The organism is Kitasatospora sp. NPDC127111, assembly GCF_042677465.1.
In the GTDB taxonomy this organism is placed as follows: domain Bacteria; phylum Actinomycetota; class Actinomycetes; order Streptomycetales; family Streptomycetaceae; genus Kitasatospora.
In genome coordinates, this window is record NZ_JBHXTG010000009.1 from 143,693 (window position 1) to 163,700 (window position 20,008).

Consider the following 20,008-nt stretch of genomic DNA (forward strand, 5'->3'; position numbering starts at 1 on the left):
CGTCCGGCCCCCGTAGACTCCGGTGCTCGTGACCGAGACCAGCACTTCTTCGACCGCCGGCACCCATCCGACGGCCACCACGGACCCGACGGCCACCACGGACCGGACGGCCACCAGCGGCCCGAGGGCGCTCGCCGCCGACGCCGAACTGATCGGCGCCGCCGTGGCCGCCGCCGGCCGGGGCATGGTCGACCGTGAGACGGTGGCCGAGGTCGTGACGCTCTGTGCGGTCGCCGGTGAGCACCTGCTGGTGGTCGGGGCGCCGGGCACCGCCAAGTCGGAGGCGGTGCGCCGGGTCGCCGGGCAACTGGGCGGGCGCTACTTCGAGTACCTGCTCGGCCGGTTCACCGAGCCGAACGAGCTGTTCGGACCGGTCGACCTGCGTCAGCTCCGCGAGGGGCGGGTCGAGTTCGAGACCGCCGGGATGCTTCCGGAAGCCGACATCGCCTTCCTGGACGAGGTGTTCCTCGGCTCCACCGCCGTCCTCAACACGCTGCTCGGTCTCCTCAACGAGCGGGTCTTCCGCCGGGGCCGCACCGTGCTGGCCAGCCCGCTGCGGGTCTGCGTCGGCGCCGCCAACCACCTGCCGGACGACCCCGCCCTCGCCGCCTTCGCCGACCGCTTCCTGGCCCGGGTCTTCGTGGAGCCGGTGGCCGACGCCCGGCTGGAGGAGCTGCTGGAGGCCGGCCGCCGCCCGGCCGCGTCCCCGGCCCACCCCGGCGACCTGCTCGGCGCCGTCGACCGGCTCGCGGCCGCCGCCCGGGACTGCGGCCTGGACGAGGTGACCCCGCTGCTCGGCGCCGCGCTGCGCCGGCTGCGCGGCGCCGGCGTGCCGGTCAGCGACCGGCGGGCGGTGCGCTCGCAGAAGCTGATCGCCGCGGCCGCCGTGCTCGACGGTCGGAGCGCGGCCTCCGCCCGCGACCTCTGGGTGCTGCCGCTGATCGCCCCCACCGCCGACACCCAGGCGTTGGCCCGGGACGCCCTCGCCGACCTGATCGAGAAGGCCGCCAACCGCAGCCTGGTGCACGCCGCCGAGGAGCTGTCCCGCAGCACGGCCGCCCGGGCCGAACGGCTCGCCCGGACCGGCACCGCGCTGCTCGTCGAGCACCGCGGTCTGCCCGCCGGACGCGACTCGCGGTTGCGGCTGGAGGCGGCGCTGCGCGAGATCGACGCGGGCTTCGACCCGGCCGACCTGCCGGCGGCGCTGGCCGGCATACGCGCGGAGCTGGTTGCGGCGGTCGCGTCCTCGTGACCACTGCTCAGACGTCCACCCCGCCGGCCGGTCCGCCGTTCGGTCCGCTGTCCGGTCCGGTGCTCGCCCCGCCGTCCTCCCCGCCGTCCTTCCCGCTGCGCTGGGAGCGCCGCGAGCCTCCGCTGCCGGCCGTCGCCGTGCTCGCCCTGGGAGACGCCGTCCCCGCGCTGGCCGCCGCCACCCGGGACGGGCTCCTCGACGGCGCCCGCCTCGCCGTCCTCGCCGACGACGGCCCGCTGCCCGATGACAGTCCGCTGCCCGCTGACGGCCCGCTGCCCGACGGCCCAGCGCCTCACGACGGCCTGCCACCTCACGACAGCCCGCCCCCTCACCACGGCGTGCCACCTCACCTCGGCGCCCCGCCCGCCCAGCGGCTGCTGCTCGTCCTCGGCGCCGAGGACGAGCTGCCGTGGGCCGACGGCGCCCGCTACCTCGGCCGGGACGCCGGCCTGCTGGTCCCCACCACCGCCCGCCCCGGGCCCGCCGCCGCACTGTGGCGCCGGGCGCTCGGCGCCGCGGACGGCCAGCTCTGCGTCCTCGTCCCGGGCCACGCCCTGGTCGCCGACCCGCCCCCGCCCGTCGACTCCCCGGCCGCCCTGGAGCCGTACACCCGAAGCGCCGCCCGATGACCACCACCCGCCTGCCCGCCGCCCTCGCCCCGTGGGCCGCCTCCCTCTCCGCGCTCACGCCCGAACTCGCCGTCGCCCTGGGCCCGTTGCTGCACCGACTGGACACGCTGGTCGGCGAGCGCGAGCCGGTCGCCGACGACCTCGGCGACCCGGACGGCCTCGGCGGCCTCGCCCGCTCCGGCCGGCCGGACCAGCTGCTGCCCTCCGAATGGCTGCTCGCCGACGCGTACCCGGACGAGTTCCTGCGCCGGCTCGCCGACGGTGAACTGCTGCACTTCGCCCCCGAGTTCCGCACCCCGGCCCCCCGCGGCCGGATCGCCGCGCTGGTCGACACCGGCCCGAACCAGGCCGGCTCCGGCCGGCTCGTCCAGCTCGCCGCGCTGCTCGTCCTGCACCGCCGGGCGGCCGCGCGCGGCACCTCGTTGGTCGTCGGCGTCCTCGGCGACCGGGCCGGCCGGCTGCTCACCGGCGACCTCGCCGAGGTGCTGCCGGCCTGGCTGGCCGCCCGCCGACCGGCCGACCCCACCCCCGAGGACGTCCGGAACGCCGAGGAGGGCCTCGACGCCGACGACCGGGCCTGGCTGCTCACCTCACCCCGGCTGGCCGCACGACTCCCGGCCCGGGCCCGGGTGCTGACGAGCGAGCCGGCCCGCTGGTCCGCCGCCGGGGCCACCCACGTCACCGTCCGGCTCGACGGCGCGCAGGCCGAACTCCCGCTGCCGGCACCGGAGATCGCGGTCCGGGCGCTGCGCGGCCGCGAGTTCCGCCGACTGCCCGCGCCGGCCGCGGTCAAGCTGCCCGCCAAGGTCACCGGGGGAGCGGTGCCCGCCTTCACCACCGACGCCCGCACCCTGCTCGCCCGAGGAGCGCACGCCACCACCCTGCTCGCCGTCAACCTCCCCCACACCGACGGCGGCCCCACCACCGCGGTCCGGGCCCGGCGCCACGAACCGCCCGGCCCGGTGGTCGCCGCCGGGCGGACCGGCCGACGGCTGATCGCGCTGTACGTACGTGAGGACCGCCTCGTCCCCTACGTCAGCGGCCGCCCGATCGCCGGTCGCGGCGGCGAACCCGGCGGCTTCTCCGCCGAACTCGGCGCCTTCGGCCTCGACCGCGGCCTGCCGGACGAACTGTTCACCCGCCCCGTCCTGCCGCTGCTGCGCGGCGGCGACGACCTGCTGCTGCCGCTGGCCGGCCGCTGGTGGCGGATCGCGCCCGACGGCACCGTCACCGACGACGGCGAGGCCGCCGGCGGCGCCGACGGGCAGCAGCACTACAACCGCTTCCGCGAGCCCCGGTTGTACGAGCGGGCACTGCCACCCGAGGCGGCCCGTGCCCGCCACCTCGTGCACAGCGGCGCCACCGTCGCCTGGTCGGCGGACGGCCGGAGCTGGGAGGTGCGGAACTGGCAGGGCACGGAGTACCGGATCTCCGTACGGGAGGACGCCGATGTGATCGGCCTGGTCCACCACGACGCGGTGCCCGCGCTGGTCACCTGCACCCGCAGCGCCCGCCTGGTGCGCCACGTCCGCCCCGACGGTGTCCGCACCCTGATGGCCTTCTCCGGCGGCACCGCCGCGCCCGCGGTGCACCCGAAGCTGCCGTTGGTCGCCGCCGAGACCCGGCCCGGCCGGATCGTGGTCGGCGACACGTTCACCGGCCGGATCCACCACCTGATCGGGAGCGACCAGTGACCGCCACCCCCGGCGCGGCCTTCCGCGCCACCGTCGCCGCCGCCGGCTTCGTCCTCGACGTGCCGGTGATCGGCGCGGCCGAGGCCGCCGGGCGCGTCCTGGCGCACTGGCAGGATGGCGCTGAACTACGCGAACTCCCCGATGGCCGCTGGCTGTTGACGCTCGCCGAGCCGGTGGGGACCAGGGCCGACCGGGCCCCCGGCCTGCCGCTGCGGCGCGCGGGCGGCGGCGCGCTGGTCGCCGTCGGCAGCGAGGGCGCCGAGGTCGCCGAGCACGGCCCCGGTCAGCTCGTCCTCACCACGGCCGGCCGGACGGACACGCACCGCATCGCGGGGCTGACCGTCCTGGACCCGTCCGGCTGGCTCGACCCGACCGGCCTCACCCCGCACCGCCCGCGGCCCGTCGGCGCCGCACCGGAACCCACGGCCGAACCCGTCCTGGAGGCCCTGCCGCCGCGCCCGCGGCCCGACCTGCGGGCGGCGGCCGGCATCCGGCCCCGCAGCGAGCGCGCCCGCCGGCTCACCGAGGGCGACCCGGCCGAGGCGCGACCCGACGGGGGCACCCGGCCGGGGCCGGGCATGCTCGCCGGGCGGGTCGGCTGGGCCGCGTACGTGCTCGCCGTGCTCCTGATGGCGGCCGTCGTGCTGGTCTGGGCGGCCGGCAACGCCGGACTGATCGCCGACCGCGGCTTCCGCCCGTTCGCGCTGCTCGCCGGGATCGGCCTCGGCCTGGCCGTCGTCCTCCGCAGCAGGGGCATCGTCGGCCCCCACCGCACCTCCGGCACCTCCCGGACCGGCTCCTCCCGGACCTCCCGGACCTCCCGGACCGGCTCCTCCCGGACCTCCCGGACCTCCCGGACCTCCGGTACCGGCACCGCCGGTGAGCCCACCCCCGCCGCCGGCCGGAAACCCCGCCGCACCCGGCGCCCGCTGCTCGGCGACCTGCTGGCGCGGCTCGCCCTGCGCACCCCGGCGGGCCGGCTGGTGGCCGACCGCCACGCCCGCTACCTGCGCGAGCTGACCCGCGCCTTCGAACAGCGCCGTTGGGAGGACGCGCTGCGCGACGCGATCCAGCTCGCCGGCGGCGGGCCCGGCACCGAGAAGCGCTGGCTCTCCCTCGGCCTCCCGCACCGCCACACCGGCGACCTGCGCCCGACCCCGCGGCGCGGCAGCGCCGGCGCCTCCTCCCCGCTCTCCGGCCCCACCGTCCACCAGCACCTCAGCGACCTCTACCGCCACGCCGCCGCGGCGCTGGAGCGCGATGGCCGGATCGACGAGGCCGCGTACGTCCTCGCCGACCTGCTGAACACGCCCGCCGAGGCCGTCGCCCTGCTCGACCGGCACGGCCGCACCGCGCAGGCCGCCGAACTCGCCGAGGGCCGCGAGCTGGCCGCCGACCTGGTGGTCCGGCTCTGGTGGCGGGCCGGCGAGCACGAGCGCGCCATCCGGACCGCGCACCGCCGGGCCGCCTTCGCCGCCGCCGTCGAACGCCTCACCCCCGACCACCCGGAGGCCGCCCGCGAGCTGCGCGCCGCGTGGGCGCGGCACTGCCGGGAGGCCGGTGACCGGCTGGGCGCCGTCGAGGCCGCCTGGCCCGAGGAGTCGCTGCGCCCCACGGTCGTCGCCGATCTGCGCGACGCCGTGGCCCTCGGCGGGCCGACCCGCAGCCGGGCCCTGCCGTACCTGCTGGCACTCGGCGCGGGCGAGGCGACCAGGACGCTGGCCCGGGCGGTGCTCGACGGCGACGGCGACCCGCGGGCCACCGGCCGGTCCGCGCTGGCCGCGGGCCTGGCGGCCCTGCCGGCCGCCGACCCGGCCACCGACCGCGAACTCGCCACCGCCGCCGCCCGGGCGGCCGTGCGGGACGGCGGCTTCGGCGGACAGCACGGCGGCCGGACCGAGGCCGCCCGGTTCGATCAGCTCATCCGGCGCGCGGACCCGCTCGTCGCCGCCGACCTGGCCAGACCCCGGCCGATCAGCCGCCCGGCCGACGCCCGCCCCGAGTACACCGCCGCCGACCGGCCCGGCACCCTGCCGGTCCTGGACGCGGTCATGCTGGAATCCGGGTCCGTCCTGGTCGCCTGCGGCCAGGCGGGCGTGCGGCTGCTCGCCGCCGACGGCCGCACCCGGGCCCGCTGGGACGTGCCCGCCGAGCAGCTGGTGCTCGCCGACCACGGCGGCAGCGCGCTCCTGGTGGCCGGCTACGGGCGGGTCCGCGAGATCGCCCGGCTCGACCTCGCCACCCGGGCGGTCCGGCCCTGGGCCACCCTGGAGGCGCGGCAGCTGGTGCCGTCCTTCGACGGCCGCCACCTGATCACCGCGGACCGCGACGGCATCGCCGTGCTGGACACCCTCGCACCCCGCCCCACCGTGGTCTGGCGCGAACTCGGCGGCGGCCAGCGGCTGGCGGGCCGGATCGCCCGCACGCCCGGCGGCTGCGCGGCCGTGGTGGTCTCCGACCTGCCCGACGGCTCGCCGCTGACCGAGCTGTGGCGCTGGGACCTGCCCGGCTGGGAGCTGCGCTCACGACTCCGCCTGGACGACGCTGCCGCCGACACCGCCGCCGAGCCCGGCGGCTCGCTGGCGCTCGCCACCGTCGGCCTGCTCGCCGCACGCCCGCTGGAACGCCCGGACCGTACGGTGCTCAGCTGGACCACCGATGCCGCCGCCGCCGTCCGTGAGCTGACCTTCGACGGCGCCGCCCCGTACGGCCCCACCGCCGACGGCGACCACTGGGCGCTCACCGTCCCCCGCACGGACGGCTCGGGCCTGCTGGTGCACACGGGCGCCCAGCTGCCCGTCGCGACCGTCGCCTTCCCGCAGGCCGACCCGGAGCAGGTCGGCATCCGCCGGCACGCCGACGCGGTGACCTTCCGGCACCGCTCCGGCCGGGTGCTGGCCGTCTCCGCCGACGGCGCCACCCTGCTCGCCAACCTGCGCGTCACCACCGACCGGGGAACCGGATGACCCTGCCCACCCGCCTGCCCGCCGACGAGCACGACCGCTACGCGCTCTACCTCGAAGCGCTCGCCGCCGCGCCGACGGAGGCCGAACCCGGCTTGGTCACCGCCGTGTTGCGCGACGAGGACCGGGTGATGGGCCAGGCCGCGGTGGTCCGCCACGTCGACGTGCGGGGGTCCGCGCTGCTCCGGAGCGACGGCTTCGGCCCCTGGGCGGCGGCGCTGGCGGCCGTCGTCGGGGAGCACCCGTTCATCGTCCAGCGCCTCGACGAGTGGGCCCTGCTCGCGGCGCTGGCCCGCGGCCTGCCCTGGGACGCCGCCGCGCTGACCGCGGGCTCGAACCGGCTGCAGCTCGGCGTCGCCGAGACGGTCGACTCCACCCGGGCGCTCACCCTGCTCGCCGCCGACGGCCGGACCCGCCGCATCCGGAACATCGCCGCCTCCCGCCTCCGGGCCCTGGCCCGCCGCTGAGCGGGCGGCGTTACCCCGCGCCGCACCCGCGCCGCACAGGTCCCGAAAAGATTTTCGGCGCCGTTGTCACACCTCCGCGATCCGTTCCGTCGAAGGGGTGACAGCGCACAATACCGAAGAGAGAAGGACCCGCTGTGACCGACGCCCGTATGGCCAACCCCGCCGTCGTCATCCCCGAGGCGATGCCCGCGATCCTGAGCGTGGCCAAGGCCGCCCGCAAGGGCGGGGTGCCCGAGTCGACCCTCGAACTCGTCCACCTGCGCGCCAGCCAGATCAACGGCTGCAGCTACTGCGTCATCGGCGGCGTGGCGAACGCGAAGAAGAACGGCGAGACCGACGAGCGCCTGCACGCCGTGGCCGCGTGGCGGGAGGCGCCGTACTTCACCGACGCCGAGCGCGCCGCGCTGGAGCTGGCCGAGCACGTCACCCGCCTCGCCGACCGCGCCGTCGTGCCGGACGACGTCTGGGACGCCGCCGCCGCGCACTTCGACGAGAAGCAGCTGGCCTCGCTGGTCCTGTGGATCAGCCTGACCAACTTCTTCAACCGGCTGAACGCGACCACCCGTCAGCCGGGCGGCGCCACCTGGTGACGCCCCGGCTCCACCCCTGACCGGCCGGGCCGGGCGGCCCCCACACCGCCCGGCCCCGGCCACCCCGGCACGTCGCCGAGGACCTCTGACCCAAGGGGTGGGCCTGACCTGGTCGGAGGTCGGTGTCGTGGACGAAGCCACCGGGTAGCGGGCCGTGGTCGGCCGCGTCGTCGCCGGCGACGAACCCGGCGACGTCGGCGGTCGGCGTCCTGCCCACCGACCTGGTCATCCGCAACCGCCGGGTCGCCGAGGCCGCGCTGCGGCCGTGGACTCCGGCGTTCACGCACGGCGACCTGCAGATCGCGCATGGCGTGGTGGTCCTTGCGAAGCCTGCTGGCGGTCCGCTGGCTGGTCGAGCACGGCTTCGACCCCCTTCGCGCCGGGCCGTGAGGTCGACGTGCTGAGATCCCGGAGGTGAGGACCGGGCGAACTGACAGTCCGTCATTCCGGTGGCCCCGGAGGCTCATCCGGTGAGGAGTCCTGAGCGGTCACCACCGGGACGCCGTGCGGGCGGCCGGCCAGCAGTGCGGCGAGCTGGTCCGCGCACCGCAGGGCCGCGATTGCCATCGCGCCCCTGGTCATCCCGGCGACGTGCGGGGTGAGCAGCGCGTTCGGCAGGCCGAAGAGCGGTGACGCGAAGGCGGCGTGCTCGTGCGCGAAGGTGTCGACGGCGGCCGCAGCGAGCGGGTGGGCGGGGTCGCGCAGGGCCTCGGCCAGCGCCCGTTCGTCGACGATGCCGCCGCGGGCGGTGTTCAGCAGGACGGCTCCGGGCCGCATGAGCGCCAGCTCCGTCCGGCCGATCAGTCCCCGGGTCCGCGGCGTGAGCGGCAGGTGCAGCGAGACGACGTCGCTGGTCGCGAGCAGTGCGGCGAGCGAAGGGGCCCGGCGCACCGGCGCCTCACCCGGAACCGTCGGCCCCGGGGCCCCGGTCGGGCGACGGGCGAGGGCCTGCACCTCCATGCCCAGCGCGGCGGCCCGCGCGGCCAGCGCCCGCCCGATCCGCCCCAGCCCGACGATGCCGAGGGCCAGCTCGGACAGTTCCACCGCCGGAGCGGTCGGTGTCCGCCAACCACCTTGGTGGGACGCCGCGTTGTGGGCGGTCAGATCCCTCGTCAGGACGAGCAGCTGCGCCAGCGCGAATTCGGCGACGGCGGCGGCGTTGGAGCCGGGGGTGTGGGTGACCACGACGCCGAGCCGGCCGGCGGCGGGCAGGTCGACGTGGTCGGTGCCCGCCCCGGCCCGGCCGATCACCCGGAGCCGGCGCGCCGTCGTGGGGCCGGTCGCCGCCTCCAGGAAGGCGGCCCGCAGCGGCACCCCGGCGCGGGACTTGACGGCGTCGTAGCCGAGGCCGTCCCGGACGGTCTCGGCGCACAGCGCGGCCTCGTCGAAGGGGTCGAAGTCGGTGAACCCGACCGGCCCGGCCCAGGCGGCCCGCACCGCGGTGCGGTCCTCCACCCGCCGCAGGTTCAGGGTGACGGCGAGCCCGTGACCGAGCAGCCGTTCCAGCTCCCGGCCCAGCAGCTCACCGGGGGCCGCGTCCACCAGCAGGACCCGGGCCTGGTCCATGCGTCCTCCTCACCCAACCGGCTCGGCCGGTCGATGCCGCGACCGCTACGATGTAAGACATGAACGATAGCAGCGACACTTACGACGTCCGGCCCGGCGTGCCCGACGTGGACACCTTCCGTCACCTGCGCACCGCCGCCGGCATGAGCGACCGCCCGGCCGCGGCGGTGGCCGCCGGCCTCCCGCACACCTGGTACGGCGTGACCGTGCACACCGAGGACGGCCGCACCGTCGGCATGGGCCGGATCGTCGGCGACGGCGGCTCGGTGTTCCAGATCGCCGACATCTGCGTGCTGCCCGAACACCAGGGCCGCGGCCTGGGCGGGCGCATCATGGCCGGCCTGACCGCCGAACTGGAGCGCCGCGCCCCGGCGGGCGCCTACGTCTCACTGATCGCCGACGGCGACGCCCACCGCCTCTACGCCAAGTTCGGCTTCACCGAGACGGCCCCGCACTCGGTCGGCATGCACCGCCTCGTCTGAGCGCCCCGAGCCCCGCCCCGGGAGGCGGCGGGTCGGGGCCGGGCCGGGAGGGTGACGCGTAGCCTGGGCCCCGTGCCACGCCGTTCGGGAAAGCCCCGCCGACTGGTCGCCGACGGGCGTACCTACCTGTACTCGCTGCGCCACCACCACGACGTGCTGGACGACGGCCGGTCCGAGCGCTGCCGGGAAACCCTGACGTTGTATCCGCAGCCCGCCGGAAGCGGCGGCGGCGCGTTGCGGATCGTCTTCGCCGACGGCCCGGGCCGGTACGTGCCGGGCGGATTCCCCCTGGGCTCCGGGGACGTGGGGTACACCCGGGGCGCCTCGCTGAACCTGCACGAACCGGGCGCCGTCCGGTCCCTGCTCGACACCGCGCTGGCCCGGGGGTGGCAGCCGGGAGGGCGGACGGTGGAGGTCGACGGCTGGTCCCTGCTGGAGGAGGCGGCCGTCATGCGGGACCGGGGTGCGGCACCCGCCCCTCCCGGGCGCGCGCCCGGTGCCGCCGCGAACCCCGGCCGGGCGCCCGCCTGACGACGGCGCGCCGCCCTGCGTACGTCAGTCTTGTTTTCCAACTCACCTCGCGTATGCTGAGCTCCCAGTGAGTATGAAAATGCAACCGACCAGGACCGGGGGGCGTCCCATGGAATCCAAGCTGCCGCGCAAACTCGCCGAACACCCTTCGGTGCGAGCGGTGTTGGCCGCCAGGGCCGAGGGGCGGGCGGCCGATCGGCCGGGCGTGATCGACGCCGCGTGGCTCCGGGAGCTCTGCCTGCGCGCCGGGGCGGACGACGCGGCCGCGGTGAGCCTGGAGCACCCGGATCTGGTGGGGGAGCGCGAGCACGTGCTGGGCGCGCTGCCGGGGGCGCGTGCCCTGGTGTCGCTCGTGGTGCGGATGAACCGGGACGACGTGCGCTCGGCCGCGCGCAGCGTCGCCAACCACGAGTTCCACCGCGCCGGGGAGCTGGTCAACGACGCGGCGCGGACGGTGGTCCGGGAGCTGGAGGACGCCGGATACCGGGCGGTCAACCCCTCGGCGACCTTCCCGATGGAGATGGAGCACTTCCCCGGCCGGATCTGGGTGGTGGCGCACAAGACGGTCGCGGTGGCGGCCGGTCTGGGCGTGATGGGCCTGCACCGCAACGTCATCCACCCGCGCTTCGGCAGTTTCGTCCTCCTCGCCACCCTGCTGGTCGACGCCGAGGTGAGCTCCTACGGCGAGCCGCTGGACTACAACCCGTGCGTGGACTGCAAGTTGTGCGTCGCCGCCTGCCCGGTCGGCGCGATCACCAAGGGCGGCGACTTCGACTTCCTGGCCTGCGCCACCCACAACTACCGCGAGTTCATGGCCGGATTCACCGACTGGGTGCAGACCGTGGCCGACAGCGAGGACGCCGCCGACTTCCGCGGCCGCGTCACGGACGCCGAGAACGCCTCGATGTGGCAGAGCCTCGCCTTCAAACCCGGCTACAAGGCGGCCTACTGCCTGGCCGTCTGCCCGGCCGGCGAGGACGTGCTCGGTCCCTACCTCGACGACCGCCGGCGGTTCATGGACACCGTGCTGCGCCCGCTCCAGGAGAAGCCCGAGACGCTCTACGTGCTCCCCGGCTCCCGGGCCAAGGAGTACGCCGAACGGCGCTTCCCGCACAAGCCGGTGAAGGAGGTCAGCGGCGGCTGGAGCGCCCCGGCACCCACCCGGAACCGCAGGGAACCGAACGCCTGAGCCGGGGCCCGGACCGGACGCGCGAACCGCACGCCGGCCGCGCCCCTACGCCGCTCCCGTCTCCCCTCCGGCGGCCCGCTGACGGGCGGCGCGGTGGTGCTTCGCGAGCTTCGCCAGCGCGAATACCACCGCCGCCGCGCAGCCCACCGCGGCCCAGGCCGGCAGGAACACCGAGGCCGGCACCAGGCCCACCACGGTGAACAGCAGGCAGGGCAGGTACCAGGCGAGCACCGTCCGCCCCGGGTCCCCGTAGCGCAGGGAGATGGCGGCGTTCGCCGAGTAGAACGCGAGGATGCCGCCGCACAGCGCCCACCGGGAGCCCGGCGGCAGCGCGTGGCCGGGTTCGGCCACCGCCGTGCCGAGGGCGGCGGCGATCACGGTGATGCCGGAGACCAGCACGAACGGCAGGTACAGCACGGTGTCGCGGATGGCCCGGCTGGAGCCGCCGGCCTGCGCCCGGAGCAGCCCGCGGGCGGCCTCCGTGGTGCCCCAGACGAAGAAGATCATCGCGAGCTCGGCCACCACCACGAATCCGAGCAGCGCCGCGAGCCCGGACGGCCCGGTGAAGTGGTCGGCGAGGGTGACGACGACGGTGAAGACGCTCTCGCCGAGCACGATGACGACGAACAGGCCGATCCGCTCGACCAGGTGCTCGGTGGCGAGCCGGGCGTAGAACTCCTCGCTGAGGCCGGCCCGGACCACCAGCAGCACCACCTCCAGCGCGACCGCCGCGAACCAGAGCACGAACCGGCCCGGGTTCGGCACCGCGGCCGAGACCGCCCAGAGCGCGGCCGGCGCCAGGCAGTAGAGCACCGGCCGCCACACCGGCACCGGACTGCCCGGCTCCCTGGCCCGGCCGAACCAGATGCCGAAGAACCCCAGCCGCACCCACGCCGCCCCCAGCGCGTACGCCCACGCCCGGTCGCCCAGCCCGTCCGGCGCGGCGGCGGCCATCAGCCCGAGGGCGGGCATCGTGCCCAGCAGGAGCGCCTGACTGCGGGGGTCGTCCGAGCCGAACACGTTGATCGTGACCGTCAGGTTGGCCCAGGCCCACCAGGCCGGGAAGAACAGCACCAGGAAGGTGCCGAACTGCTTCGCCCCGGGATCACCGTGCAGGTCGCGGGCGAGCACGCTCACGGTGACGACGAACACCAGGTCGAAGAAGAGCTCGAACCAGCCCGCCCGCTGCTCCTCCGGCACCGCCTCCTGCGCCCGCATCCCACCACTCTCCCCGCCCGTCGCCACCAGCGTCGGAGGGCCCGCCGTCCACCAGGAGTACCGCCGCGTACCGCCGGCCGGTGCCCGCCACACTCCGCACCACCTCGCCGGGCCGCCGGCCGGACGGCCGCCCGGCCGGGAGCCCGGACTCCGTGCTCACGGCCCGGGGGGCGAGGTGGCGGAACGTCACGGCCGGCGCGGCGGGTCCTACCTGCCGCCCATGCGCGCGGCCTCGTCCTCGGCCACCGCGATGGCGATGCCGAGCGCCTCGGTGATGTGGGCCGCGGCCGACATCACCCGGGCGGTACCGACGATCGGCGCGATCGCGACCAGCACGTCCTGCAACTGGCTCGCGGTCATGTGCTCCCTCATCGCCGGTTCGAGGTGAGCGAGGTAGGAGACGGGCGGGGCGTCCATCGCCACCAGCGCGGCGATCCGGCTGAGGATCAGCATGTCGGGGGCCAGGCCACACCGCTCGATGGAGTCGGCGGTCATGGCCATGAGGGTGTCGAGGACGGGGGTCTCAGAGGTGGTCGACATGTCCGGTCATCTCCCTGTGTCGTTCTGCTCGGCCTGTGCCTCTTGCACGACCGGGGACGTCCGCGGGACGCCCGCGTCCGACCGTAGGCAACACCCGGGTGGGCCGCACGGAGAGTGCGCCGCCCGGGTGGACGGCTCCACGAGGGCGGCAGCACGGGGCTGACGGCGTGAAGCCGACGGTCCGGGGCGCGTGAACGCCGGGGCCGTCGGTTCGCGACGGGCCCCCGAGCGGGGGCCTGCCGGCCACCCGTACGCCGACTCCCGGTGGTGGGCGTGCCGCGCGCCGCTTCTCCTGGAAGGACACCCGGTGGCCGTCGGCCGCCCGCCCGAGGAGGAAACGATGGCGTCGATCCCACCCGAGCCCGGCCCTGGCGGCTCCGCCAGCGGTGGCGGTTCCGGCGAAGGTGGTGCGGCCGAGCCGGTTCCGGCTCCCGCCGACGGCCCGGCCACGCCGCCCGAGCCGGGCCGGCCCGCGCCGGCGGGCGGCGGCGCGGACGAGATCGCCCAGCTCCACGCCCGGATCGCCGCGCTCGAGGCCGCCCCGAAGAAGGAGCACCACCGCTGGCGGACCTCCGGGGCCGTCGTGCTGATCGTGATCGCGTCCCTGCTCTCCCTGCTGTCCGTGCTGGCGGTGTGGACCTCCGACTTCATCGGTGACACCGACCGCTACGTCTCGACCGTCGCCCCGCTGGCCACCGAGCCGGACGTCCAGCAGGCCGTCACCAACCGGGTCACCCAGGTGGTGCTGGAACAGATCGACGTCGACGCGCTGGTCAAGCAGCTGTCCGACGCGGCAGCCCAGCAGGGTGTGCCGGCGAACGCGGCGAACCTGATCAACAATCTGAGCGGGCCGGTCAAGAGCGCCCTCACCCAGCTGGTCAGCGCGACCGTCAACAAGGTGGTCACCAGCGACGCGTTCGCGACCATCTGGGTCGAGGCGAACCGGCTCGTGCACACCTCCCTCGACAAGGCGCTCACGGGCAAGGGCGGTGGCGCGGTCAAACTGGAGAACGACCAGGTCGCCATCGACATCGCGCCGATCGTCGCCAAGGTCAAGGACGAGCTCGTCAACGCGGGTCTCGGCCCGGTCGCGAAGATCCCGGACGTCCACACCAACTTCGTGCTCTTCGCCTCCAAGGACATCGGGAGGATCAAGACGTACTTCCGGCTCCTGGAGATCGCGGGCGTCTGGCTGCCGATCATCACGGTGGCGATCGCCGCGGGCGGCGTCTTCCTGGCCGTCAACCGCCGCCGGGCGCTGATCGGAGTGGGGATCGGATTCTTCCTCGCCATGCTGTTGCTCGGCATCGCGCTCACCGTCTTCCGCGCGATCTACCTGGACCACATTCCGGTGGGCGCCAACGAGGCCGCGGCCGGCGCCGTCTACGACACGCTCATCCGGTTCATGCGGGCCACCGTCCGGGCCGTCGGCGCGATGGCCGTGGTCACCGCGGTCGGCGCCTTCCTGGTCGGCCCGTCACGGCCGGCCGTCGCCGCCCGGACCGCCTGCCGGCGGATCATCGGCTCGCTGCGGGAGGCCCTGTACTCGCTCGGCATGAGGCTCGGCCCGGTCGGCCGGTTCGTGCACCGCTGGAAGCGCTGGATCGGCGGGGGGATCCTGCTGGTCGCGGTCCTGGTCCTGGCCACCTGGAGCTACCCGACCTGGGCCGTGGTGCTGTGGATCACCTTCTTCGTGGCGCTGGCCTTCGGCGTCCGGGAGTTCCTCGACACCGGCCCGGACGGCGACCGCGCCCCGCCGCCGACGGTCCCCGCCGGCCCGCCCCCGGCCCACGCCTGACCCGGACGGAGTCGGCGACGGGTCCGTGTGCCCGAACAGGGCCTCGTTCACCGCCCGGTCGCGCCCGGCCCGTGCTCAGCCCGGTTCGGCCTGCCGGGCCGGGCCGAGCAGGACCACCACGTCCCCGGCCTCCTCGTGCGGCGCGCGGCCGCCGACGACCGGGGCGAGCGTGCCGTCCGACCGGACCCGGAACAGCAGGTCGTACCCGGCGGGGACCGTCCCGGTACCGGACCTCGCCACGACCGGCGCCCCGTCGGCGTACCGGCGGGCCAGCGCCGGCCGGACCAGGGACTCGTCGAAGAGGATCTCGCCGCCGGTGTACGGCGCCACGACCCCGTGGCTGCCGTGGGGCGGCCCCAGGCGGTAGACCGGAGCCCCGCCGCTGCCCTGCAGGATCGTCGAGGCGAGCGCGTTGAAGTCGTCCTCGTCGGTCAGCAGCAGGACGGCCGTGATGCCCTCCAGCTCCGCGCCCTGCCCGGTGGCCGCCGCCAGCAGCTCGCCCGGCGCCAGCTCCAGGCCGGCCGCCCGGATCCGCTCGCGCTCGGGTTCGAGACCGGCCCACATCAGCACGTCCAGGCCCGCCGAACGGAGTACCCGGCCGACCTCCACCACCCAGTACGCGCCGCCGACCAGCAACGGCCGCGAGCGGGCGGTACGCCTGACGTCCAGCAACCTCGCGGCGGGCACCGCGGTGAAGCCGTAGACCGCCACCGTGGCGACGATGACCAGGAAGGTCGCGGGAAGGATGTCCGCGGCCCCGTCGATGCCTTGCGCGACCAGCGTCGTGGAGAACGTCGAGGCCGTGGCGGCCGCGACGATGCCGCGTGGGGCCATCCAGCCGATGAAGGCGCGTTCGCCCTGCGGGAGGTCCGTCCCGAGCGTGGACAGCGCCGCCACCAGCGGTCTGACGACGACGACCAGCACGGCGACCAGGCCGAGTGTCGGCAGCAGGACGTCGGTGAGCGAGTCCGGGGTGATGGTCGCCGAGATGGAGATGAACAGCAGTCCGATGATCAGCTGGACGAGGGTCTCGAAGAACGGGTTGCGTGACGGGACGTCGAAGGAGGGGAGGTTGGCGACGGCCACGCCCATGCCCACGGCGGCGATGAGTCCGGTGTCGTCGCGGAGCACGTCGCAGAGGGCCGCCGTGCCGATCACCGTGGCGAGCTGCACCGAGGTGCCGAGCGGTTCGGGAATCCGGAACCTGCCCAGCAGCAGCCACAGCACCGCCGATCCGACCAGGCCGCCGGCGAGCCCCACCGCGAAGCTCAGCAGCAACTGCCCGGCCTGCGCGCCGAACCGGGCATGGGTGCTCGCGATGACCGAGTGGAAGACCAGCGCGCCCAGGATCGCGCCGATCGGGTCGATCAGCGAACCCTCCCAGACGAGGATCTGCTGGAGCCGTTCCACCGGACGCACGAAGCTGAGCAGCGGCCCGACCACGGTCGGACCGCTGACCACGAGGATCGCGCCGAGCATCAGCGCGGCCCGGGAGGACATCCCCAGGAACTGCGCCGCGAGGAGGGTGGCCGAGATCCCGGTGACCACCACACCGAGCAGGAGCAGCCTGACCACCACGCGCCGGTTGTGTCCCCGGAGGTGCTGCAGGTCCAGGCCGAGGCCCGCGTCGTAGAGGATCAACGCCACGGAGAGCGACACCAAGGGGGAGAACGTCGCGCCCAGCAGCCGGTCGGGGTCGATGTCGTCGGTGAGCGCACCCGCCGTGAACCCGACCGGCAGCAGGACGATCAGCGCGGGGACGCGCAACCATCTCGCCAGCACCTGGGAGCCGACCGCGAGTACGGCGGTCAGCCCCAGACCCAGGAAGATCGCGTCGGTGGTCATGGATCCGCACTGTGCTGGCGCCGACCACACGAGTCAAGGAGGACACGGCCCCGGACGCCGACCGGCCCCGGACGCCGACCGGCCACCCGACGCCGACCGGCCCGGGCGTGGGCCGGCCCCGAAGCCGACCGGAAGCCGACCGGCCCGGGGCCGGAGGTGCGTCAGGTGTGGATGCCCTGGCCCGGGGTGAGGATGCCGGCCGGGTCGAAGCGCCGCTTCGCGGCCACCGCGCCGGGCCACCGGCTGCCGTAGTGGCGGCGCCAGTCGGTGCGGATGAGGCCGGGGATCGCGCCGATCAGGTACCGCTTGCCGCCGAGGGCCACCGCCCGGTCGTACAGCAGCCGGTTGCGGCGCAGCGCGGCGGCGGTGTCGGCGCCCGGGGCGGGGAAGGAGAGCAGGTCGAAGTGCCAGCCGACCGGTTCGGCCGGCATCACGGCCATCGGCCGGGTGAACCGGTCGGTCCGGAACGGGTAGCAGAGCAGCAGGCCGGCGCCCAGGTCCTCGGGCGTGAGCAGCGCCTCCGCCTCGCGCAGGAACGTCGCGGTGGTCGAGGCCGGCAGGAAGAGGCTCAGCCACGGCTTCGGCTGCCCCCACAGGCCGGCCGCCTTCAGGTAGTCGGCGAAGCCGTCCACCCGGAACGCGTACGCGCGCGCGGTCTGGTCCACCACCGTGGTCTCGGCCGCCAGGTGGTGCAGCCCGTGCAGCAGCTGCGCGCGGTCGGGCACCGCGGTGCCGTCGTAGTGGGCGACGAGCTCCGCCTTGTACCGCCAGCCGGTGCCCGCCGCGTTCCGCACCACCTCGCCGACCTGCAGGTCGAACCGCTGCTCGGCCGTCAGCCGCTCCTGGTCCGCGAGGTAGGCGGCGAGGTCGTCGTAGAAGAGGCTGAACACCAGGGCCCGCTCCCGGGCGCGGACCAGGCGCAGGGTCGCCCGGACGATGATCCCGGCCTGGCCACCGCCGGCGAGCACCGCGTCGAACAGCTCCCGGTTCACCGTGGGAGAGGCGGTGACGAGCTGTCCGGTGCCGGTGACCACGTCGACCGACTCGACCGTGTCCACCTGGAGCCCGTACCGCTGCACGGCGCCGCCGATCCCGCCGACGCTCAGCGTCCCGCCGACCGACAGGTGCAGGTAGTCCGTCAGGCACGGCGGCGCCCAGCCCCGGGCGAGCGCGGCGTCGGTCAGCTGCGCCCAGGTGACGCCGGCCTCCACGACGGCCCGGCCGGGGGCGACGGAGACGATCCGGTCCAGGCCGCGGGCGTCGATGGCGAGGCCGCCGGGGGCCGTGGCCTGCCCGTAGCTGGAGTGCGACTCCAGCTCGGCCGTGGAGCCCGTCCCGCTCCGGCCGTTCATCGCGACGGGAATCCGGTGCCGGTGCGCGAAGCCGACCGCCGTGGCCACGTCGCGCACCGAGCCCGGCCGCAGGACGGCCCGGGGCACGGCGGTGACCAGGTGCCCGAAGTCCCCCGCGAAGCGGGCGAGCGTGTCCGGGTCGGCGACGACGCTCCCGTCCAGCGGAGGCAGCGCGGCCAGTTCGCCCGCCTCCGCGCCGGGGCCCGCCTCCGCGCCGGGGCCCGCCTCCGTGCCGGAGCCCGCCTCCCTGCTGGGCCAGGTGACCGTGCCGGGGCCGGTGACCGCCCAGGAGCGTCCGGCGGTGTTCCAGCCGATGACCGTGGCCGCCGCGCCCGCGAGCAGTGCGCGACGCGGTAGGGCTGACTTGCTCATGGCAGATTTCTCCGATCGATCGTCAGATGAGCAGTGTTCTACCGCAGTCGGCACGTGACCGGGCAGCCCGCCGCCCCTCCTCCGCTGCGGGGCGGAGGAGGGGCGGGCGCGGACTACACCAGCTCGCGGTGTGCCAGGGCCAGGGCGAGCACCTCCGCCCGGAAGGGGTTCCGCTCCTCCAGGGCCTCCGCCACGGCGACCGCCTCCTCCACCACCGCCCGCGCCTTCGCCGGGTCGCTCCCCGCCAGCGCGACGGCCCCGCGGAGCAGGACGACGACCAGCTTGGACCCGTACACCTCCGGTGCGGCGGAGGCCAGCACCCGGTACACCTCGAGCGCCCTCGGCCCGCGCAGGATCCGGTTGTTGCTGCTCAGCAGCACGACCCGCGCCCGCAGCAGCACATCCTGGTCCACCATGCGTTTCCCCCTCGACTCGCCGACTCCCTCCCGGCCGGCTGGGCAGCACGACGTGCGCGACGGCGCCCGCGGACGGGAGCCGGCACGGGGCCGGGGGAGTGGATGCGGACGAGTCTGCGGGCCGGGGAGGCCGCGGGGCAAGGGAAGAGGAACGTGCGCTGAGTCCTACCGGAGAGGCCGCTGACCGGGCATGATGGGGTTCGACACGCTGCCGCGACCGGTCAGGCGTCGGCCTCCACGATCACCAGCGTGCCCCGGCTGCCCGCCGCCACCGCGTGCGGGACGCCCGCGGGGACGACGTACAGCCCGCCCGGCCCCACCGGTACGGCCACGCCGTCGACCACCAGCTCCAGCCGGCCGTCCAGGACGAGCAGCACCTCGGCGTGCTCGTGCCGTTCCTCCGCCAGCGGCAGCCCGTCCATCCGCAGCACCTTGACCGCCGCCGGGCCCACCCGGCCGAGCACCTGCGAGCTCCATGCCCGCGGCAGCGCCGCCGCGGCTCCGGCCACGTCGATCCCGTTCACGGCACACCTCTTCCCGCGCGGCCTGCCCGCGCCCTGTCGTCCGGTGGATGCCCTGAACGCTAGCCCGCCGTCCCTCCCCGTTGGTCGACCGTTCGGTAAAATCCCGCGCCGGGATCCCCACCGGAATCCGACGCCGACGCCCCGCACCGAAATCCCGCGGTGACCGGGGAGGCTGACGGGGGATCGGGGAGGGCGGCTAGCCTGGGCGGCATGTTCGTTCTGGAGCTGACCTACACCGCACCGCTGGACCGCATCGACGCCGTGCTGCCCGAGCACGTCGACTGGCTGAAGGCGCACTACGCGGCCGGCACCTTCCTCGCCTCCGGCCGCAAGGTGCCCCGTGACGGCGGCGTCATCCTCGCCGTCGGCGTCGACCGGGCGGCGGTCGAGGAGATCACCCGCACCGACCCGTTCACGCTGGCCGGCCTGGCCGCGTACACGGTCACGGAGTTCGTCGCCAGCACCACCGCCCCCGCGCTGGACGCCTACCGCGAGCAGCTGCCCGCCTCGTAGCGCGCTGCCCGGCCGCCTCGCGGCGAGGGCACGACCGGTCCGGCCCCGGTCCACGTGGACCGGGGCC

At 75.8% G+C, this 20,008-nt stretch carries 18 protein-coding genes and 1 pseudogene; 12 read left to right on the plus strand and 7 right to left on the minus strand.

The annotated features are described in order from the left end of the window. Positions 1-28 precede the first annotated feature (28 nt). The 7 genes and pseudogenes from ACFVHB_RS08790 to ACFVHB_RS08820 form a co-directional block, all read left to right on the plus strand. A complete protein-coding gene (locus ACFVHB_RS08790) occupies positions 29-1,252 on the plus strand; it encodes an AAA family ATPase (protein ID WP_380317311.1) in 1,224 nt (407 codons plus the stop codon). Then, positions 1,249-1,881 (plus strand): hypothetical protein, encoded by a 633-nt coding sequence (locus ACFVHB_RS08795; protein ID WP_380317313.1) that lies wholly within the window; start codon positions 1,249-1,251, stop codon positions 1,879-1,881. Before ACFVHB_RS08790 ends, ACFVHB_RS08795 begins: the two co-directional genes overlap by 4 nt. After that, positions 1,878-3,575 carry a hypothetical protein gene (locus ACFVHB_RS08800; protein ID WP_380317316.1) on the plus strand — a complete coding sequence of 566 codons (1,698 nt, stop codon included), beginning with the start codon at positions 1,878-1,880 and terminating at the stop codon, positions 3,573-3,575. Before ACFVHB_RS08795 ends, ACFVHB_RS08800 begins: the two co-directional genes overlap by 4 nt. After that, on the plus strand, positions 3,572-6,541 hold the full coding sequence (locus ACFVHB_RS08805; protein ID WP_380317319.1) for a bpX6 domain-containing protein: 2,970 nt from the start codon (positions 3,572-3,574) through the stop codon (positions 6,539-6,541). The genes ACFVHB_RS08800 and ACFVHB_RS08805 overlap by 4 nt, the downstream gene beginning before the upstream one ends. After that, on the plus strand, positions 6,538-7,005 hold the full coding sequence (locus ACFVHB_RS08810; protein WP_380317322.1) for a hypothetical protein: 468 nt from the start codon (positions 6,538-6,540) through the stop codon (positions 7,003-7,005). Before ACFVHB_RS08805 ends, ACFVHB_RS08810 begins: the two co-directional genes overlap by 4 nt. Positions 7,006-7,154: 149 nt before the next feature. Then, complete coding sequence (locus ACFVHB_RS08815; RefSeq protein WP_380317367.1) at positions 7,155-7,595, plus strand: carboxymuconolactone decarboxylase family protein; 441 nt, start codon at positions 7,155-7,157, stop codon at positions 7,593-7,595. Between the two features lie 203 nt (positions 7,596-7,798). Beyond that, a pseudogene (locus tag ACFVHB_RS08820) lies at positions 7,799-8,013 on the plus strand (aminoglycoside phosphotransferase family protein); the annotation flags it as partial. Between the two features lie 23 nt (positions 8,014-8,036). On the opposite strand, the gene ACFVHB_RS08825 reads toward ACFVHB_RS08820, so the two are convergent. Next, entirely contained in the window at positions 8,037-9,161 is a 1,125-nt protein-coding gene (locus tag ACFVHB_RS08825; protein WP_380317325.1) for an NAD(P)-dependent oxidoreductase, read from the minus strand. A gap of 59 nt (positions 9,162-9,220) precedes the next feature. On the opposite strand from ACFVHB_RS08825, the gene ACFVHB_RS08830 reads away from it, so the two are divergent. From ACFVHB_RS08830 to ACFVHB_RS08840, 3 genes are all read left to right on the plus strand, one after another. Beyond that, complete coding sequence (locus ACFVHB_RS08830) at positions 9,221-9,643, plus strand: GNAT family N-acetyltransferase (RefSeq protein WP_380317328.1); 423 nt, start codon at positions 9,221-9,223, stop codon at positions 9,641-9,643. Positions 9,644-9,715: 72 nt separating this feature from the next. Further along, positions 9,716-10,174 (plus strand): hypothetical protein, encoded by a 459-nt coding sequence (locus ACFVHB_RS08835; protein WP_380317331.1) that lies wholly within the window; start codon positions 9,716-9,718, stop codon positions 10,172-10,174. A gap of 109 nt (positions 10,175-10,283) precedes the next feature. Continuing rightward, positions 10,284-11,363, plus strand: a complete 1,080-nt coding sequence (locus ACFVHB_RS08840) for a 4Fe-4S binding protein (RefSeq protein ID WP_380317334.1) — start codon at positions 10,284-10,286, stop codon at positions 11,361-11,363. Between the two features lie 45 nt (positions 11,364-11,408). Here ACFVHB_RS08840 and ACFVHB_RS08845 read toward each other — a convergent pair whose 3' ends face one another. Together ACFVHB_RS08845 and ACFVHB_RS08850 are read right to left on the minus strand one after the other, a co-directional pair. Next, positions 11,409-12,581 (minus strand): low temperature requirement protein A, encoded by a 1,173-nt coding sequence (locus tag ACFVHB_RS08845; RefSeq protein WP_380317336.1) that lies wholly within the window; start codon positions 12,579-12,581, stop codon positions 11,409-11,411. 207 nt (positions 12,582-12,788) lie between these two features. Then, entirely contained in the window at positions 12,789-13,121 is a 333-nt protein-coding gene (locus tag ACFVHB_RS08850) for a carboxymuconolactone decarboxylase family protein (protein ID WP_380317339.1), read from the minus strand. A 340-nt stretch (positions 13,122-13,461) separates the two neighbouring features. Between ACFVHB_RS08850 and ACFVHB_RS08855 the strand changes: the two genes are divergently transcribed. Further along, the gene (locus ACFVHB_RS08855) at positions 13,462-14,919 is read left to right on the plus strand and encodes a hypothetical protein (RefSeq protein WP_380317342.1); all 1,458 of its coding nucleotides are present in this window, start codon (positions 13,462-13,464) and stop codon (positions 14,917-14,919) included. A 75-nt stretch (positions 14,920-14,994) separates the two neighbouring features. On the opposite strand, the gene ACFVHB_RS08860 is transcribed toward ACFVHB_RS08855, so the two are convergent. The 4 genes from ACFVHB_RS08860 to ACFVHB_RS08875 all read right to left on the minus strand — a co-directional run bounded on the left by ACFVHB_RS08860 (position 14,995) and on the right by ACFVHB_RS08875 (position 19,428). Continuing rightward, entirely contained in the window at positions 14,995-16,764 is a 1,770-nt protein-coding gene (locus ACFVHB_RS08860; protein ID WP_380317345.1) for a cation:proton antiporter, read from the minus strand. 161 nt (positions 16,765-16,925) lie between these two features. Then, positions 16,926-18,488, minus strand: a complete 1,563-nt coding sequence (locus ACFVHB_RS08865; RefSeq protein WP_380317347.1) for an FAD-binding protein — start codon at positions 18,486-18,488, stop codon at positions 16,926-16,928. A gap of 113 nt (positions 18,489-18,601) precedes the next feature. Then, positions 18,602-18,904: a hypothetical protein gene (locus ACFVHB_RS08870; RefSeq protein ID WP_380317350.1), complete on the minus strand. Its 303-nt coding sequence runs from the start codon at positions 18,902-18,904 to the stop codon at positions 18,602-18,604. A gap of 221 nt (positions 18,905-19,125) precedes the next feature. Next, on the minus strand, positions 19,126-19,428 hold the full coding sequence (locus ACFVHB_RS08875) for a cupin domain-containing protein (RefSeq protein ID WP_380317353.1): 303 nt from the start codon (positions 19,426-19,428) through the stop codon (positions 19,126-19,128). Positions 19,429-19,638: 210 nt separating this feature from the next. Between ACFVHB_RS08875 and ACFVHB_RS08880 the strand changes: the two genes are divergently transcribed. Next, positions 19,639-19,941 carry a YciI family protein gene (locus tag ACFVHB_RS08880; protein ID WP_380317356.1) on the plus strand — a complete coding sequence of 101 codons (303 nt, stop codon included), beginning with the start codon at positions 19,639-19,641 and terminating at the stop codon, positions 19,939-19,941. Positions 19,942-20,008 lie beyond the last annotated feature (67 nt).